17 protein-coding genes are annotated in these 16013 nt (G+C 34.3%); 16 read left to right on the top strand and 1 reads right to left on the bottom strand.

Annotated features, from left to right (window positions below):
* Nucleotides 1-71: 71 nt before the first annotated feature.
* Nucleotides 72-479 carry a hypothetical protein gene (locus CDIMF43_RS09565; RefSeq protein ID WP_074402499.1) on the bottom strand — a complete coding sequence of 136 codons (408 nt, stop codon included), beginning with the start codon at nucleotides 477-479 and terminating at the stop codon, nucleotides 72-74.
* Nucleotides 480-799: 320 nt separating this feature from the next.
* Between CDIMF43_RS09565 and CDIMF43_RS09560 the strand changes: the two genes are divergently transcribed.
* From CDIMF43_RS09560 to CDIMF43_RS09485, 16 genes are all read left to right on the top strand, one after another.
* Complete coding sequence (locus CDIMF43_RS09560) at nucleotides 800-1558, top strand: ABC transporter ATP-binding protein (RefSeq protein ID WP_034569217.1); 759 nt, start codon at nucleotides 800-802, stop codon at nucleotides 1556-1558.
* Between the two features lie 18 nt (nucleotides 1559-1576).
* The gene (locus CDIMF43_RS09555; RefSeq protein ID WP_109841854.1) at nucleotides 1577-3427 is read left to right on the top strand and encodes an FtsX-like permease family protein; all 1851 of its coding nucleotides are present in this window, start codon (nucleotides 1577-1579) and stop codon (nucleotides 3425-3427) included.
* Nucleotides 3428-3600: 173 nt separating this feature from the next.
* Entirely contained in the window at nucleotides 3601-4437 is an 837-nt protein-coding gene (locus tag CDIMF43_RS09550; RefSeq protein ID WP_176713132.1) for a YitT family protein, read from the top strand.
* Between the two features lie 122 nt (nucleotides 4438-4559).
* Nucleotides 4560-5042, top strand: a complete 483-nt coding sequence (locus CDIMF43_RS09545) for a tetratricopeptide repeat protein (RefSeq protein ID WP_109841853.1) — start codon at nucleotides 4560-4562, stop codon at nucleotides 5040-5042.
* A gap of 410 nt (nucleotides 5043-5452) precedes the next feature.
* On the top strand, nucleotides 5453-8101 hold the full coding sequence (gene alaS / locus CDIMF43_RS09540; protein ID WP_109841852.1) for an alanine--tRNA ligase: 2649 nt from the start codon (nucleotides 5453-5455) through the stop codon (nucleotides 8099-8101).
* 205 nt (nucleotides 8102-8306) lie between these two features.
* Nucleotides 8307-8576: an IreB family regulatory phosphoprotein gene (locus CDIMF43_RS09535; protein ID WP_034569227.1), complete on the top strand. Its 270-nt coding sequence runs from the start codon at nucleotides 8307-8309 to the stop codon at nucleotides 8574-8576.
* Complete coding sequence (gene ruvX, locus CDIMF43_RS09530) at nucleotides 8573-8995, top strand: Holliday junction resolvase RuvX (RefSeq protein ID WP_074402504.1); 423 nt, start codon at nucleotides 8573-8575, stop codon at nucleotides 8993-8995. The genes CDIMF43_RS09535 and ruvX overlap by 4 nt, the downstream gene beginning before the upstream one ends.
* A 65-nt stretch (nucleotides 8996-9060) precedes the next feature.
* The gene (locus CDIMF43_RS09525; protein ID WP_034569232.1) at nucleotides 9061-9369 is read left to right on the top strand and encodes a DUF1292 domain-containing protein; all 309 of its coding nucleotides are present in this window, start codon (nucleotides 9061-9063) and stop codon (nucleotides 9367-9369) included.
* A 224-nt stretch (nucleotides 9370-9593) separates the two neighbouring features.
* Entirely contained in the window at nucleotides 9594-10745 is a 1152-nt protein-coding gene (gene mltG, locus CDIMF43_RS09520; RefSeq protein ID WP_109841851.1) for an endolytic transglycosylase MltG, read from the top strand.
* Nucleotides 10746-10816: 71 nt separating this feature from the next.
* A complete protein-coding gene (udk, locus tag CDIMF43_RS09515; RefSeq protein WP_074402506.1) occupies nucleotides 10817-11446 on the top strand; it encodes a uridine kinase in 630 nt (209 codons plus the stop codon).
* A gap of 156 nt (nucleotides 11447-11602) precedes the next feature.
* Nucleotides 11603-12076, top strand: a complete 474-nt coding sequence (greA, locus tag CDIMF43_RS09510; RefSeq protein WP_074402507.1) for a transcription elongation factor GreA — start codon at nucleotides 11603-11605, stop codon at nucleotides 12074-12076.
* A gap of 175 nt (nucleotides 12077-12251) precedes the next feature.
* On the top strand, nucleotides 12252-12995 hold the full coding sequence (liaF, locus tag CDIMF43_RS09505; protein WP_074402508.1) for a cell wall-active antibiotics response protein LiaF: 744 nt from the start codon (nucleotides 12252-12254) through the stop codon (nucleotides 12993-12995).
* Nucleotides 12992-14080 carry a sensor histidine kinase gene (locus tag CDIMF43_RS09500; RefSeq protein WP_109841850.1) on the top strand — a complete coding sequence of 363 codons (1089 nt, stop codon included), beginning with the start codon at nucleotides 12992-12994 and terminating at the stop codon, nucleotides 14078-14080. The genes liaF and CDIMF43_RS09500 overlap by 4 nt, the downstream gene beginning before the upstream one ends.
* Complete coding sequence (locus CDIMF43_RS09495) at nucleotides 14058-14690, top strand: response regulator transcription factor (RefSeq protein ID WP_034569248.1); 633 nt, start codon at nucleotides 14058-14060, stop codon at nucleotides 14688-14690. Before CDIMF43_RS09500 ends, CDIMF43_RS09495 begins: the two co-directional genes overlap by 23 nt.
* 105 nt (nucleotides 14691-14795) lie before the next feature.
* On the top strand, nucleotides 14796-15455 hold the full coding sequence (locus tag CDIMF43_RS09490; RefSeq protein ID WP_034569249.1) for a potassium channel family protein: 660 nt from the start codon (nucleotides 14796-14798) through the stop codon (nucleotides 15453-15455).
* 108 nt (nucleotides 15456-15563) lie between these two features.
* Nucleotides 15564-15851: a HesB/YadR/YfhF family protein gene (locus CDIMF43_RS09485; RefSeq protein WP_074402510.1), complete on the top strand. Its 288-nt coding sequence runs from the start codon at nucleotides 15564-15566 to the stop codon at nucleotides 15849-15851.
* Nucleotides 15852-16013 lie beyond the last annotated feature (162 nt).

Here is a 16013-nt window from a genome sequence, read left to right as displayed (position 1 = left end):
GCGAATTTTATGTGTTGTTAACTTATTTCAACTAAAAAGGATTGAATCTAGTGGATTCAATCCTTTTTATGTTATAGAGCGTTATATTTGTCAATGCTTTTTAGTATTTTTTTAGCTTCATGAATGGCTTTTTCTTGTTCAACATAACTTTTTACTCGTGTATTAGAATCATCCAGCTTTTCAAGTGTACGATCTAAATGGTCAAAGTTTTTTTCGATATCTGCCAATGCGACTTGGGATTTTTCAATGGAAGCAACGTCTCTTTTTTCTTCTTTTTCAAGTTCTTTATCATTAAGTTTATCAATTTTTTTAGCTTCTTTTACTATTTTTTTGATTTCGTGGATCGCTTTTTCTTGTTCAATAAAAACGGTAACTTTGTTTTCAGTACTGTCTAGCTTCGATAACGTTTTCTCTAACTTTAAAAGTGTGTCTGCAATCTTTTCAATAGCATGTTCTTCTTTTTTTTCATAGTTTGTCATCTTTATCCCTACTTTCAATTTTTTTAGTTCCTACACTCTAATTCTAATGGATAAGCAACTAGAAGTCTAATGAAACGAATGACCTCAACTAGTTACCTAAAAAAACAAATTTAATCACTCTAACGAAGAAAAAATGAAATAGTAACGGACGAATATACAATTAAAATTCGACACGTTCTTCTTTTGGCTACATGACAAAACTGTAAGACGCTAGTTGAAATTGTAAGTTTTAACACAGGCTAGTGAGAAAAATGCGTGCTAGACTAAAGAAGTAGTAAAAAGAACTGAAATCAATAGATGAGTTAGTAGGAGGAAGAAGCATGAAAGAGACAGTAGTAGATGTAAAAAACGTACGAAAAGTATACGGTAAAAAAAATGAAAATCAATATGAAGCATTAAAAGATGTATCTTTTGACGTTAAGAAAGGGGATTTCGTTGGAATTATGGGACCTTCTGGTTCAGGAAAAACAACATTACTAAATGTATTATCCACATTAGACACCACCACTTCTGGTTCCATTAAAATAGCCGGTAAAGACATTACGCATTTAACCTCGGATCAATTATCTGATTTTCGAGCAAAAGAACTAGGCTTTATCTTCCAAGACTTTAATTTATTAGAGAACTTAACAATGTATGAAAATATTGCGTTGCCCTTATCGTTACAAGATGTGCCCTCAAAACAAATCAAACCAAAAGTTGAAAAAATTGCAGAAACGTTAGACATTACCAGAATTTTGCATCATTATCCTGCTGAAGTTTCAGGCGGACAAAAACAACGAGTAGCAGCAGCTAGAGCACTTGTTCATGAGCCAGCTATTCTTTTAGGAGATGAACCAACAGGTGCACTTGATTCTAAAAACGCGAAAAGCTTACTTGAATCAATGAAAGGACTAAATGAAGATTTTGACGTTTCGATTTTACTAGTAACACATGATGCATACAGTGCAAGTTATTGTAAACGAATTTTATTTATTCAAGATGGCGAGATTTTTAAAGAGATTCATCGTACTGATACACGAGAAGCATTTTATCAAGAAATTTTGGATGTTCTAGCAAGCTTTGGAACAAAAGAGTAGAGTGGGAGTTGAAAAACTGTGTTATTAAAATTATCCTTATCAGGAATTAAAAGTAAATTAAAAGACTATATTGTATTATTAGTTGGATTAGTAATGTCAAGTTCCATTTTTTATATGTTTGAAACGTTAGCGATGAACGATGCCTTTTTAAAGCAAAATTCAATGATTAGTGCGGTTTCATTTGTTTTTCAGGCAGGCTCTGTTTTACTCGGTATTATTACCATTGTTTACATCTTATATGCAAACACATTTTTGCTTTCTTTACGTCAAAAAGAGTATGGGATGTATCTGACTTTAGGCGCTAAAAAGAAAAAAATTGGTAAGATGATGTTTATTGAAACGATGATTTTAGGATTAGCTTCAATCATCATTGGGATTGTTATTGGAATCGGATTGTCACAAGTTGTCGGTCAGCTTTTAATGCAACAACTTGATTTTAATTCACCAGATTATCGTGCTTTATATCTACCGGCAATGATGGTAACGATTATTTTTTACGTAGTTTTATTTATTGTTTCAGCTTTTGTAAATTTAATCAAATTATCAAAACTATCCGCCTTGACGTTGATTCATGGTGAAACTAAAGCCGATCATATCGTGTTGAATCCTAAAAAAATGACGATTCAATCAATTGGTTCATTAATTTTATTAGCAATTGGGTATTTTATGATGATTAAAATCGCGACGTTCCAATTTATTGGGATTATTGTAGCCTTGATTACAATCACAGCTGGAACCTTCTTGTTTTTCAAAACAGCGTTGCCATTTTTAGTTGAAAAATTAAAGGCAAACAAAAAAATAAGTGAGAAAAAAATTAATATTTTTACCTTCTCACAATTAAGTTTCCGAGTAAATGATTTAACAAAGGTTTTAGCTATGGTGGCGATGTTGATTGCGCTGGCAGTTGGTGCAATTACTGTTGGTTTTGCTTTTCAAAATAGTACAAAATTAGCTTTAAATCAAGTAAGTGCATATGATATTGTCACCTATAATCCAACAAAAAAAGAGACAAAAATCATGGACGAGATTCAATTTGATGAAAAAACAACTTACCATTACAAAACAGATGATCACGTCACTTATTTTGTTGCGGATGAAATGAAAGAGCATCCTCCTTTGGTTAGCGAGAGTCGAAAAATGGAAGATGGAAGTTTTAAAACAACTTTTTCAAAAATCAAGGAAGCTGTTCCAGAAAACCAACTCTTAGACCCAAAAGAAACGACAACTGAAAACAGTAACTGGTTAAATGCGTTAGGCAATATAAGTAACGGGTACGATACAAGTGGCGAACAACTTCCGATTAAATTAGTATCCAAAGAAACCTTTGCTGCGCTTCCACAAAAAGAAAATCAACTCGTAGTTGGCAATACAAATAATTATATAGGCTATTTGAAACAGTTTAAAGCAATTTACTTGATTGAAAAAACAAGATACCCAAAAACAGACTATACTTCAAGTAAATATGAAATGTATGCAAGCTTGAATAGTTTATCAAGCGGAACAGTCTTTATGGGATTATTCTTAGGTTTTGCCTTTTTAGCAATGATGGCAAGCTGTCTCATGTTTAAAGTTCTGACTGGTGCTACAAGCGATACGAAGCGCTACACGATGTTAGGGAAAATTGGCGTGCGTAAAAGTTTATTAGTCGCTTCCATTTATAAAGAAATGGCGATGATCTTTATTTTCCCAGCTATTATTGGAGCGATTCACGTACTGATTGGCATGCAAATGTTTAAATTTTTATTGCCACAGCCTTATTATAAAATTTGGGTACCATTTGCGATATTTGCAGTCATTTATGGAATTTACTATTTGATTACGGTATTCCTTTATAAAGGGATTGTATTAAAAGGCGAAGAAGAAAACTAAAAACAAGGAACTCTCCAAAGTCGATGTTAAGACTTGGAGAGTTTTTTTATGAAAATAACCGTTTCCATAAAAAAATAAATTGTAGATACTACATCTGGATGTTAGAATGAATTTTGTCGAGTTAAAAAGGAGTGGAAGTTTTGAAAAAGAAAATTGTTGAAAGTCCTTATACAATGAAGTTTGTTGATGTGTTATTAGTCATTGTAGGAGCTTTTTTTATTGCCTTATCTATGAATGTTTTTTTAATTCCTAATCAAATTGTTTCAGGTGGCGTAAGTGGTCTGAGTATTGCGTTAAATAGTGTTTTTGGTTGGTCACCTTCAGCTATTTTATATGTTGTCAACGTACCATTATTAGTCCTTTGCTTTTTTACATTAGGGTATCAATCAGGGATTAAAACAATTTTGGGAAGTCTGTTATTACCAACTTTTGTAGGTTTGCTACACGGAATTGAGCCTTGGACAGAGGTTCCGTTACTAGCTGCTATTTTTGGCGGTGTGATGATTGGAATTGGTCTAGGTCTTGTTTTTCGAGGCAATGCTTCAACTGGTGGAACAGCTATTTTATCTCAAATTATGAACAAATACTTAAAAATTCCAATGGGAGCATGTGTTGGAATTATCGATGGTATGGTTGTTTTAAGTGCGTTACTTGTTTTTGATTTAAACACCGTAATGTACTCGTTAATCTCATTGTTTATCATCAGCCGTGTCATTGATTTAGTTCAAGTTGGTGTGAATCGATCAAAAAACATTTTTATTATTTCAGAAAAATCAGAGATGATTCGTTTAGCGATTTTAAACGAAGTTGATCGTGGTGTAACGAATGTAACTATTAAAGGTGGTTACGGAAATACAGATAAAGAGATGCTAATGTGTGTGATTCCTGAACGAGAATTTAATCATTTAAAAGAAACGGTATTAGTCATTGATCCTCATGCCTTTGTGGTTGTAACAAGTGCTAGTGAAGTAATGGGACGAGGCTTTAGTTTATTAAAAGAACTAGAATAAGAGTAAAACTACTAAGAAGTGACTTTTTATAAAGTGGCTTCTTTTTTATGAAATTAATTTGAAACCCTTCCATAATAACGTATACTAAAAAAGAATTGATTTCGACTGAGGGGGAGAAGCTTATGAAATTAAAACTACAAGAAGCCATTATTTTGAGAGAAAATAATCAAGCCAAAGAAGCATTAAGCATGTTAGAAAAGCTCTTAATTGATGAACCGCTAAATGGAACTATTTATTATCAATCTGCATGGTGTTGTGATAATTTAAGCCTTGAGAACGAAGCCATTGATTATTATCAAAAAGCCATTAAGTTAGGTCTGAATCCGACGGACTTAAAAGAAGCTTATTTAGGATTGGGCAGCACCTATCGAGCAATCGGTGAGTATATTTTAGCAAAAGAAACCTTCATAAAAGGAATTGACTGCTTTCCAGAAAACAATGCCTATCGTGTCTTCTTAGCGATGGTTTATTATAATCTAGGGGAATATCAAAAAGGCATGGAGTTGCTTTTACAGCTCTTAGCAACGACCTCCTCGGATAACAATATACAATTGTACCAAAAAGCAATTACTTATTATTCAACGAGACTTGAAGAAAAGTGGTGAAAAAGAACGAATGGAGGAGAAGCCTGTTGATTATTGAAGAAAGGATTTAAATCAAAGTTGTTTTTCTAGCGAGAAACAATTGACAAAATAAGATTCTTCTCCTATACTAAAATCACAGTAAAAGGATATATTGTTTGTAGCTCTTAGTTAAAGAAAGATTTTCCACGGCTGAAAGAAAATCACTAAACTAACATCGATGCTCCCTTTTAATTAAACTTATAGTAGCAATACTATCGCATTCTTCGCGTTATCGAAGACTTAAGAGGTAATGATACATCCAATGGATTTCATTGCAAACAAGGTGGTACCGCGATTTTTTCGTCCTTGTATGCAACGAGTTTATTGGATTTTTTTTGTTTCTGAAAAGAAACAACCCATTAAAAAAATGAACAGATGAGAGGAAGACAATCATGAAAAGATTAACAAGTGCTGAAGTACGTCAACTATTTCTAGATTTTTTTGCATCAAAAGGACATAAAATCGAGCCGAGTGCTTCATTGGTTCCCTTTGAAGACCCAACGTTACTATGGATTAATTCAGGCGTTGCTACATTAAAAAAATATTTTGATGGAACCATTGTGCCAGAAAATCCAAGAATTACAAACGCTCAAAAAAGTATTCGTACAAATGATATCGAAAACGTTGGGAAAACAGCTCGCCATCACACCCTATTTGAAATGCTAGGGAATTTCTCGATTGGAGATTACTTCAAAGAAGATGCCATTGTATGGGCATGGGAATTTTTAACAGATGAAAAATGGTTAGCTTTAGACCCAGAAAAATTATATGTAACCGTCTATCCAGAAGATAAGGAAGCAAGACGTCTATGGAAGGAAAAAGTTGGATTAACAGATGAACATATCGTTGACGTTGAAGATAATTTCTGGGATATAGGAGCAGGTCCAAGTGGTCCAGATTCAGAAATCTTCTATGATCGTGGCGAAGAATTTAATGATTTGGAAGCAAATGATCCAGAAAATTATCCTGGTGGCGAAAACGAACGCTACCTTGAAATTTGGAATTTAGTCTTTTCTGAATTCAACCACAAACCAGATCATACCTATGAGCCGTTACCAAATAAAAATATTGATACAGGAATGGGATTAGAACGTGTTGTATCTATCTTACAAGACGCTCCAACAAATTTTGAAACGGATTTATTTATGCCGATTATCGAAGAAGTAGCAAGCTTGAGCGCAAATAAAAAGTATGCAGTTGATCCACAATTAGACATCTCATTTAAAGTAATTGCCGATCACGTTCGTGCAGTCAGCTTTGCTATTGGAGATGGTGCGTTGCCATCGAATGAAGGGCGTGGTTATGTTCTTCGCCGTCTATTACGTCGTGCTGTAATGCATGGTAAAAAATTAGGAATCCATGAAGCTTTTATGTATAAATTAGTTCCAGTTGTTGGTCGTATTATGAACAGCTACTATCCAGAAATTCTAGATAAAGAAGATTTCATCGTTAAAGTTATCCGTACGGAAGAAGAACGTTTCCACGAGACCATCAATGATGGGCTGACAATTTTAAACAACATCGTAAAAGAATTAAAAGAAAAAAGCGAAGACACTATCACAGGTGCTGATATTTTCAAACTATATGACACTTACGGATTCCCTGTTGAATTAACTGAAGAATACGCAGAAGACGAAGGCTTGAAGGTCGACCATGAAGGCTTTAAAGTCGAAATGAAAAAACAACAAGACCGTGCGCGTGCAGCAAGAAGCGATGCGAAATCAATGGCTGTTCAAACAGGCTTGCTTTCAGAAGTAAAAGTACCAAGTCATTTTGTAGGCTACCATGAAACAGATGCTACCGGTGTTTTAAGCATTATCGCAACCTCAGACGAGCTTGTAGAGAGCATTAACGTTGACCACGAAGCACAACTTATTTTTGATCAAACACCATTTTACGCTGAAATGGGTGGACAAGTTGCCGATACTGGTGTCGTTAAGAATGCCAATGGTGACGTTGTAGCGAAAGTAATCGATGTAAAAAAAGCGCCAAATGGCCAACCATTGCATGCAGTTGAAGTATTAACAACACTAACCGTAGGGGAAACATATGAGTTAGCTGTCGATCAAACAGCTCGTCGTAAAATAACACGTAATCATACAGCAACGCATTTATTGCATCGAGCGTTGAAGGACGTATTAGGCGATCATGCAAATCAAGCAGGTTCATTAGTTGCACCCCATTATTTGCGTTTTGATTTCACTCATTTCGGTCAAATCACTCCAGACGAATTGTCTAAAATGGAACGAATCGTCAATGAAAAAATTTGGGAATCACTTTCAGTTGAAACTGTTGAAACAGGAATTGAAGAAGCAAAACAAATGGGCGCAATGGCCTTGTTTGGTGAAAAATACGGCAAAGTTGTTCGTGTTGTCAATATTGATAACTACTCAATTGAGCTTTGTGGCGGGGTTCATGTTCAAAATACAAGTGAGATTGGTGTATTCAAAATCCTTTCAGAATCGGGTATCGGAGCAGGTGTTCGCCGTATTGAAGCTGTAACAAGCGAAGAAGCTTACCTTGCATTATTCACAGAGCAAACACGCTTAAACGAAGTAGCGTCGCTAGTAAAAGCACCACAAACGAAAGAAGTGGTGTCAAAAGTCACTCAATTACAAGCAGAATTAAAAGAAGCTCAAAAAGAAAATGATTCGTTACAAGCGAAATTAGCAAACGATCAAGCAGGAGATATCTTTAAAGAAATAAACGACGTAGCAGGATTTAGTGTAATTGCTGCAAAAGTTGATGTGAAAGATATGAACGGCTTGCGTCAATTAGCGGATCAATGGAAACAAAATAATGTTTCGGATATCTTGGTATTAGCTACTGCCCAAGAAGATAAAGTCAGCTTACTTGCAGCAGTGAATCAAGAGAGCATCAAAAAAGGTCTAAAAGCAGGAGATTTAATTAAAGCAATTGCGCCCCTTGTTGGTGGAGGCGGCGGAGGACGTCCAGATATGGCTCAGGCTGGTGGTAAAAATCCAGCAGGTTTATCAGATGCCTTAGCACACGTTACAAAATGGGTTGAAGAAAAGGCGTAATAATCACTCTAGTAAAACAGCTACTCTTTTTTACGATTAGCTGTTTTTACTTAGAAACCGCGTAAACGCTATCATTTTTTTTAATAAAGTAAAAACGAAGGAAATAAAAGAAAAAATTAAGAAAGGAATCTGGAATAAGCATTGTAGTTTCCACCTCTTTCTTGTAGAATATAAGAATAAGTAATAAAGAATGGGGTGTAAGAAAATGAGTTCAATTGATGAAACAGTACGTTTTGATTTTGGGGATAATCGTGAGAAAAATGTCAAAGAAACATTAACTTTAGTTTATGCAGCATTAGAAGAAAAAGGATACAATCCAATCAATCAAATCGTTGGGTACTTACTTTCAGGAGATCCGGCTTATATTCCTCGTCATAATGATGCTAGAAATTTAATTAGACGCCATGAACGCGACGAAATTGTTGAAGAGTTGGTAAAAACTTATTTGAAAGAGAGTGGACCCGTAATTAAATGAGAATAATGGGATTAGATGTCGGTTCAAAAACTGTTGGAATTGCAATCAGCGATCCATTTGGTTGGACAGCACAAGGCATTGAGATTATTAGAATAAACGAAGCGGAAGAACAATACGGCCTTGATCGAGTCGTTGAATTGGCTAAAGAATACGAAGTGTCAAAATTTGTTGTTGGATTGCCAAAAAACATGAACAATTCGATTGGACCTAGAGCAGAGGCTTCCATGTACTATGCCGAGTTGCTAAAAAAAGAACTTGATTTGCCCATTGAATTTCAAGACGAGCGATTGACAACCGTTCAAGCTGAACGAATGTTAATCGAGCAAGCAAACACTTCTCGTAGTAAGAGAAAAAAAGTAATTGATAAAGTAGCCGCAGTGATGATTCTTCAAAATTTTTTAGATGGAAACCGAAACTAGCTTTTTTATCTTAAATACGGTAGAATATAACAGACGAAAGATATATATTTAAAGGAGTGTTTAGAATGACACACGATCACAATCACGAAGAGGATCATCACGATCACGAACATATTACAATTATTGATGAAAACGGCAACGAAGAATTATATGAAATCTTATTCACGTTTGATTCAGACGATTACGCAAAATCATATGTTTTGGTTTACCCAGCTGGAATCCCAGAAGGAGAAGAAATCGAATTACAAGCTTTTTCATATGTAGAGCAAGAAGATGGCAACCAAGGCGACTTGAAACCAATCGAAACAAATGAAGAGTGGGACATGATTGAAGAAGTTTTAAATACATTCATGGCAGATGACGAAGAAGAATAATCAAATAAAAGCTAACAATTGTACTTGTTAGCTTTTTTTGTAGGCGTAAAATAGGAAAAGGCTTTATCGTAATTTTTAAGAAAGTCTAAAACTAGCAGAATAATCAAAAAAATCATTAGATTATTGTTCTCATTACTGTAGATATCATGTATAATAATTGAAGTTAGTTATGAAATTAAAGAAAGCAGTTGTTTTTCTTTAATGGGAGTTAGGAGGGTTTTTTCTTGGGAAATAATAACGAGGAACAGCCAAGTAAAAAGGAAAAATTAATGGCTGAGTCACGCTCAAGAATGTTAGAAAGAGAAAAAGAATCAACTGTGGTAAAAAAAGTTGTTCTTAGTATTATCGGTGTATTAGTTATTTTAGTGGTTATTTTAGGCTTAGTAGGTTATCGCTATGTAACGAGTTCCTTACAACCGTTAAATCCATCAAGTGAAGAAAAAATACAAGTTGAAGTACCAATTGGCTCCACTACAAAAGAAATTGCCAAAATTTTGGAAGACAAGGGAATCATCAAAAGTGCTTTTGTTTTTAGTTATTATGTAAAAACAAATAATGCAGCCAATTTTTTAGCCGGTTATTATGAGTTAAAACCATCAATGACCTTGAATCAAATTATTAAAGATCTACAAAAAGGTGGCAGTGCAACCGCTGGTGAAGGGGCCAATAAAATTTTGGTTCAAGAAGGTTTAACAATGGAACAGATCGCACAATCTGTTGAAAAATCAACAAAATACAAAAAAACCGAATTTTTGAAATTAGTTCAAGATGAATCATTCTTAAACAACATGAAACAAAAATATCCGCAATTACTAGACAGTGCAATGAACGCCACAGATGTACGCTATCGTTTGGAAGGTTATCTTTTCCCAGCAACATACGATTATGATAAGAAAATGACATTAGAAGAAATTGTTGAAGATATGATTAAGAAAACCGACGAAGTGATGAAACCATTCTATGGGACGATTCAAGCACAAGGGAAAACCGTTCAAGAAGTATTAACAGTAGCTTCTCTTGTTGAAAAAGAAGGCGTTTCTTATGACGATCGTACAAAAATTGCCAATGTCTTTTACAATCGTGTAGTTGCAGATATGCCCTTACAAACGGATATCAGTGTTCTATACTCTTTAGATACACATAAAGAACTAGTAACTGAAAAAGATTTAGAAGTAGATTCTCCATATAACCTTTATCAAAATAAAGGCTTTGGACCGGGGCCATTTAATAACCCAGGGTTAGAGTCAATTAAAGCAACACTAAATCCAGCGGATACAAGTTATTTGTATTTCTTAGCAGATACCAAAACAGGAAAAGTTTATTTTGCAGAAACCTATGACGAACATCTAAGATTAAAAGCAAAATACCTTGATTAAAATTAGAAACAGAAAAAAAGCATTGAATCAATTGATTCAATGCTTTTAAATAAGGAGCGGAATTTAGCATAATGAGTAAGAATAAGCCAATCGTAATCGGGGTTACTGGTGGTTCAGGTAGCGGAAAAACAAGTGTCAGTCGCGCAATTTTCAACAAATTTTCAGGACATTCCATTCTATTATTAGAGCAAGATTTTTATTATAAGGATCAAAGTGATTTAAGTTTTGAAGAACGCTTAAAAACAAATTACGATCATCCTTTTGCATTTGATACAGAGTTAATGATTCAACATGTTGAGGAGTTGATTCAGTATCGTTCGATTGAAAAACCAGTTTACGATTATGCAGCTCATACAAGAAGCAGTCAAATAGTCTTACAAGAACCAAAAGAAGTGATTATTGTCGAAGGTATTTTAATTTTAGAAGACGCTAGATTACGTGATTTAATGGATATTAAAGTTTATGTTGATACCGATGATGATATCCGAATTATTCGCCGTATCAAACGAGATATGGAAGAACGTGGCCGCACCTTAGACTCTGTTATTCAACAATATTTAAGTGTTGTAAAGCCGATGTATCATCAATTTATTGAACCAACTAAAAAATATGCAGACTTAATTATTCCTGAAGGTGGACAAAACCAAGTGGCGATTGATTTGATGACTACAAAGATTAGTTCGATATTGAATAATCAGTGAGAAAATTCATAAATAATGTATTTTACTATTTACAATTCCCTTGCTTCGTGGTATCTTGTCAATATTGAAAAATAAATAGTACGCTTTCATAAAAAATAAATGAATAGCGCTGAAATAATTTGTACTAAACAGATTATTTAGAAGGAGAGTACGAACATGGTAGAAAAAGTTTATCCTATGACTTTAGAAGGTAAAGAAAAATTAGAAAATGAATTAGAAGAACTAAAAACTGTTAAAAGAAAAGAAATCGTTGAAAGAATTAAAATTGCTCGTAGTTTTGGAGATTTATCAGAGAACTCAGAGTACGAGTCAGCAAAAGATGAGCAAGCATTCGTTGAAGGTCGTATTACAACATTAGAAAATATGATTCGCTTATCTGAAATTATCGACAATAAAAATACGGCTAAAGATGAAGTTTCATTAGGTCGTACAGTGAAATTCATTGAATTGCCTGATGGTGAAGAAGAAGAATACACAATTGTTGGAAGCGCAGAAGCAGATCCATTTTCTGGTAAAATTTCTAACGACTCACCAATTGCGAAAGCAATTATTGGAAAACGGATTGATGATGAAGTAGTGATTTCAACTCCAGGTGGAGACATGCAAGTGAAAATTATTAGTGTATCCTAATTAAATGAAGAACTAAAATGGAGAAGCTGCTCTTTTGAGTGGCTTTTCCTTCTTTATAGCGTTTAAAAGTAAAATATCAGTCTTTAGTCTTAGAGAGAATTCATGCTTAAGCACACTGTTTCTCTTACAAAAGATGCTATACTTAGAAAAGAGTAAAATATAGAGGAGGGTGACTATGAAAAACAATTGGCAATTTTTCATCCTTATTGAAAGCTTATTATTTGTTTATCTTATTTTCCAAATTTTTTCAACTGTACCTTTAATGATTGCGTTTGTAGCAGGTTTAGTTATGAGCATTTGGAGTCTTAAAAATAAATTTACAAAAGGCCATAATAATAGTTTCTTTTTAGTTTTAGGTGGTCTACTCGTAGTTTTTGTGTTACTTTCAACGAGTTCAATTTGGTTGATGTTAATTTTTGCCATTTTCTTCTTCTCCATTAGTGGCAATCAATTATTTACGAATATGAAGCGTAAAAATTTTTCAAATGCTCCGTGGAAACGCAAATCACTGGTTGTAGTGGAAACGAGTAGTACAACTGAAAAAAATAGTAAACGTATGAAGCGTCCGTGGATTGGGAATGAGCGTATTGGGAATGCAATTTATGAATGGGATGACATTAATTTTTCTATTCTTGCAGGAGACACCATCATTGATTTAGGAAATACCTTATTGCCTAAAGATGAGAGTTTTGTTGTGATCCGTAAAGGATTTGGCAAAACCCGTATTTTAGTTCCAGTTGGTGTAGGTGTTATGATTGAACATAGCGCAATTCGTGGTAAAATAAGCTTTGAAGGCGATAGCTATACACTAAAAAATGAGACCGTTAAAATGTACAGTGACCAATATGAAGAAAGCATTCGAAAAATCAAGATCATTACAAATGTGTTAATTGGTGATATTGAGGTGATTGAGGTATGAAGAAAATAGTCAATCAACGTACCTTTTTTACCGTTTCGTTTTTTTCATTTATTGTCATGCTTTTAATAGCAATTGCATTTAGTTCTGCAACATCTAAAAATCGATGGTATATTGACTTGATTTCAGTTAAGATTTTAGCCATCCCTTTTTTAGTTTATTTAGTTGCTTTTTCGCTTATTATTGGAGTGGTAGTTGCTACAATTATGTACTTTGTTGGGCGTGCCCAATGGGAACACATTGAGGAAGAATTACAAGCTTTAGCTGATGGAAATTATGAAGCGAGTATTTTTAAGGAACAAACCGATCTTTATAGTGCGTCCATTTACCAAGAAGATATTGATAAGCATATAGGCGTTGTCAAAGACAAACTTGTAGAGCTGTCTAAAGAAGTACAATTGAACGGCAATCAGCCTAAATTTGTTGATGGGGAAACAAAAGAAGAAATTTTAACCCAGGAACGTCATCGTTTGGCAAGAGAGCTTCACGATTCAGTTAGTCAGCAATTATTTGCAGCTATGATGTTACTATCTGCTTTAAATGAACAAGCATCTGTTGATTCTAGTGAGCTTTTTCAAAAGCAACTAAAAATGGTGGAAAGCATTATCAATGATTCGCAATCTGAAATGAGAGCGTTGTTGCTTCATTTACGCCCGATTAGTTTAGAAGGAAAAACGTTAAAAAAAGGGATAGAACAACTGCTTGTTGAATTAAAATCAAAAGTCCAAATTGTATTGACTTGGGAAATAGAAGATGTGTATTTACCAAGTGGCATTGAAGATCACTTATTTAGAATTGTGCAAGAATTGTTGTCTAATACATTGCGTCACTCAAAAGCAAATGAATTAGAAGTTTATTTAAAGAAAGTCGATCAATCCATTTTATTGCGTGTGATTGATGATGGTGTTGGTTTTGATACGAAAGAAAGTAAAGCTGGAAATTATGGGTTACAAAATATTAAAGAGCGTGTAGCAGGCATGGGTGGAATTTGTAAGTTTATTAGTTTCCCTGGACAAGGAACGAGTATTGAAATCAAGATACCAATTATAAAAGGGAGTGACGAGAATGATCAAAGTGTTGCTGATTGATGATCACGAAATGGTAAGATTAGGGGTTTCAGCTTATTTGTCGATTCAACCGGATATTGAAGTGATTGGTGAAGCTGAAAATGGCTTGATTGGGTATGAAAAGGCATTAGAATTAAGACCTGACGTAATCATGATGGATTTAGTGATGGATGTTATGGATGGGATTGAATCTACAAAAGCGATTTTAAAAGATTGGCCTGAAGCAAAAATTATCATTGTCACAAGTTTTATTGATGATGAAAAAGTTTATCCAGCATTAGAGGCAGGGGCATCTAGCTATATGCTTAAAACATCAACTGCAGGAGAAATTGCCAATGCCATTCGTTCTACATACGCTGGTGAGTCAATTTTAGAACCAGAAGTGACAGGTAAGATGATGGAACGGTTTACTAAAAAGAAAGAACCTGTCTTGCATGATGATTTGACTAATCGTGAAAATGAAATTTTATTATTGATTGCGCAAGGGAATTCAAATCAAGAAATTGCGGATCAATTGTTTATTACATTGAAGACGGTCAAAACCCATGTATCCAATATCTTGGCTAAATTAGACGTAGAAGATCGAACACAAGCAGCGATTTATGCGTTTAAACACCATCTTATCAAATAAAAGGAAAGCAAAACCGAATGGAAAGCTGTTGGTTTTGCTTTTTTTTGTTATACTAGGAAGAGAGCGAAAATTAAAATGAAGCACTTATGAAAGGTGATATAAAGAATGAAAAAGAACTTTGCGATTATTGGATTAGGTCGTTTTGGCGGTAGTATTTGCCGTACGTTAGTAGAAGCTGGTCAAGATGTGTTAGTCATTGATTCAAGTGAAGACCGTGTAAATGAGTTTATGAATATCGCCACCCATGCAGTAGTAGCAAATGCTCAAGATGAAAGTGTGTTACGATCGTTAGGCATTCGTAATTTTGATCATGTTATTGTTGCAATTGGGGAAGACATTCAGGCCAGTATTCTGGCTACTTTAATGATTAAAGAAATGGGTGTTCCGTTTGTAACGGCTAAAGCACAAAATGATTATCACGGAAAAGTATTAGAACGCATTGGGGCAGATCACGTTGTTCATCCTGAAAGAGATATGGGAATTCGTATAGGACATCATTTAGTTTCTAAAAATGTGGTGGATTATCTGGAGTTGTCAGACGAATATTCGTTAGTAGAATTAAAGGTAACGAATCCAAAATTTTATCGCAAATCACTTGATGAATTAGATTTTAGAGCGAAATTTGGTTTGACAGTCATTGGGATTCGACGCGGACAGGAAATGATTATTTCACCAAAAGCAACAGAAACAATTGAAGAAAACGATACCTTGATGGTTGTAGGTTCAGTGATTGATTTAGACCGTTTAGAAGCAATGATGCCTTAAATGTGTAAACAGCAAAATGTGGTTTTCTTACTATTTATGGTAGAATAGAGGGTGTATGATTGATGGAGAGGAGGAGTCACGAAAGAAAGCTTTTGTGCGATTAATAAAATGAAAATTGAAATTACAGATACTGCAAAAAAATGGTTTGAAGATGAAGTAGGTGTGTCAAATGGAGCCTTTGTCCGTTTTTTTGGAAAATATGGTGGAACTAGTCCCATTCAACAAGGGTTCTCTTTGGGGATTGAATTAGTCGAACCTCGTAATCCGCTAGGAAGTACTGAAAAAGAAGGCGTAACGTATTTCGTTGAAGACGGTGATGAGTGGTATTTTAGTGGTCATGATTTAAAAGTAGATTATGATGAATCAAAAGATGAGCCGATCTATGAATATCTATAACAATTAAAAAGACGAGTCATTAGGTTTTGGGAACTAATGACTCGTCTTTTTTACATTATAAAACAAAATATTAAATTAATTATAACGTTAATAATTTAAATAGTCAATTTATATTAATCCCAAGTTCATGTTAAAAAATGAAAAAATAAAGTAGCGTAGCGA

The organism is Carnobacterium divergens (genome assembly GCF_900258435.1).
Taxonomy (GTDB): Bacteria; Bacillota; Bacilli; order Lactobacillales; family Carnobacteriaceae; genus Carnobacterium; species Carnobacterium divergens_A.
This window is presented reverse-complemented; position numbering and strand designations above follow the sequence as displayed.

Coding starts and splice junctions, on each gene's coding strand:
- CDIMF43_RS09565 (WP_074402499.1), bottom strand. CDS start 479: ATGACAAACTATGAAAAAAAAGAAGAACATGCTATTGAAAAGATTGCA.
- CDIMF43_RS09560 (WP_034569217.1), top strand. CDS start 800: ATGAAAGAGACAGTAGTAGATGTAAAAAACGTACGAAAAGTATACGGT.
- CDIMF43_RS09550 (WP_176713132.1), top strand. CDS start 3,601: ATGAAGTTTGTTGATGTGTTATTAGTCATTGTAGGAGCTTTTTTTATT.
- CDIMF43_RS09545 (WP_109841853.1), top strand. CDS start 4,560: ATGAAATTAAAACTACAAGAAGCCATTATTTTGAGAGAAAATAATCAA.
- alaS (WP_109841852.1), top strand. CDS start 5,453: ATGAAAAGATTAACAAGTGCTGAAGTACGTCAACTATTTCTAGATTTT.
- CDIMF43_RS09535 (WP_034569227.1), top strand. CDS start 8,307: ATGAGTTCAATTGATGAAACAGTACGTTTTGATTTTGGGGATAATCGT.
- ruvX (WP_074402504.1), top strand. CDS start 8,573: ATGAGAATAATGGGATTAGATGTCGGTTCAAAAACTGTTGGAATTGCA.
- CDIMF43_RS09525 (WP_034569232.1), top strand. CDS start 9,061: ATGACACACGATCACAATCACGAAGAGGATCATCACGATCACGAACAT.
- udk (WP_074402506.1), top strand. CDS start 10,817: ATGAGTAAGAATAAGCCAATCGTAATCGGGGTTACTGGTGGTTCAGGT.
- greA (WP_074402507.1), top strand. CDS start 11,603: ATGGTAGAAAAAGTTTATCCTATGACTTTAGAAGGTAAAGAAAAATTA.
- liaF (WP_074402508.1), top strand. CDS start 12,252: ATGAAAAACAATTGGCAATTTTTCATCCTTATTGAAAGCTTATTATTT.
- CDIMF43_RS09500 (WP_109841850.1), top strand. CDS start 12,992: ATGAAGAAAATAGTCAATCAACGTACCTTTTTTACCGTTTCGTTTTTT.
- CDIMF43_RS09495 (WP_034569248.1), top strand. CDS start 14,058: ATGATCAAAGTGTTGCTGATTGATGATCACGAAATGGTAAGATTAGGG.
- CDIMF43_RS09490 (WP_034569249.1), top strand. CDS start 14,796: ATGAAAAAGAACTTTGCGATTATTGGATTAGGTCGTTTTGGCGGTAGT.
- CDIMF43_RS09485 (WP_074402510.1), top strand. CDS start 15,564: ATGAAAATTGAAATTACAGATACTGCAAAAAAATGGTTTGAAGATGAA.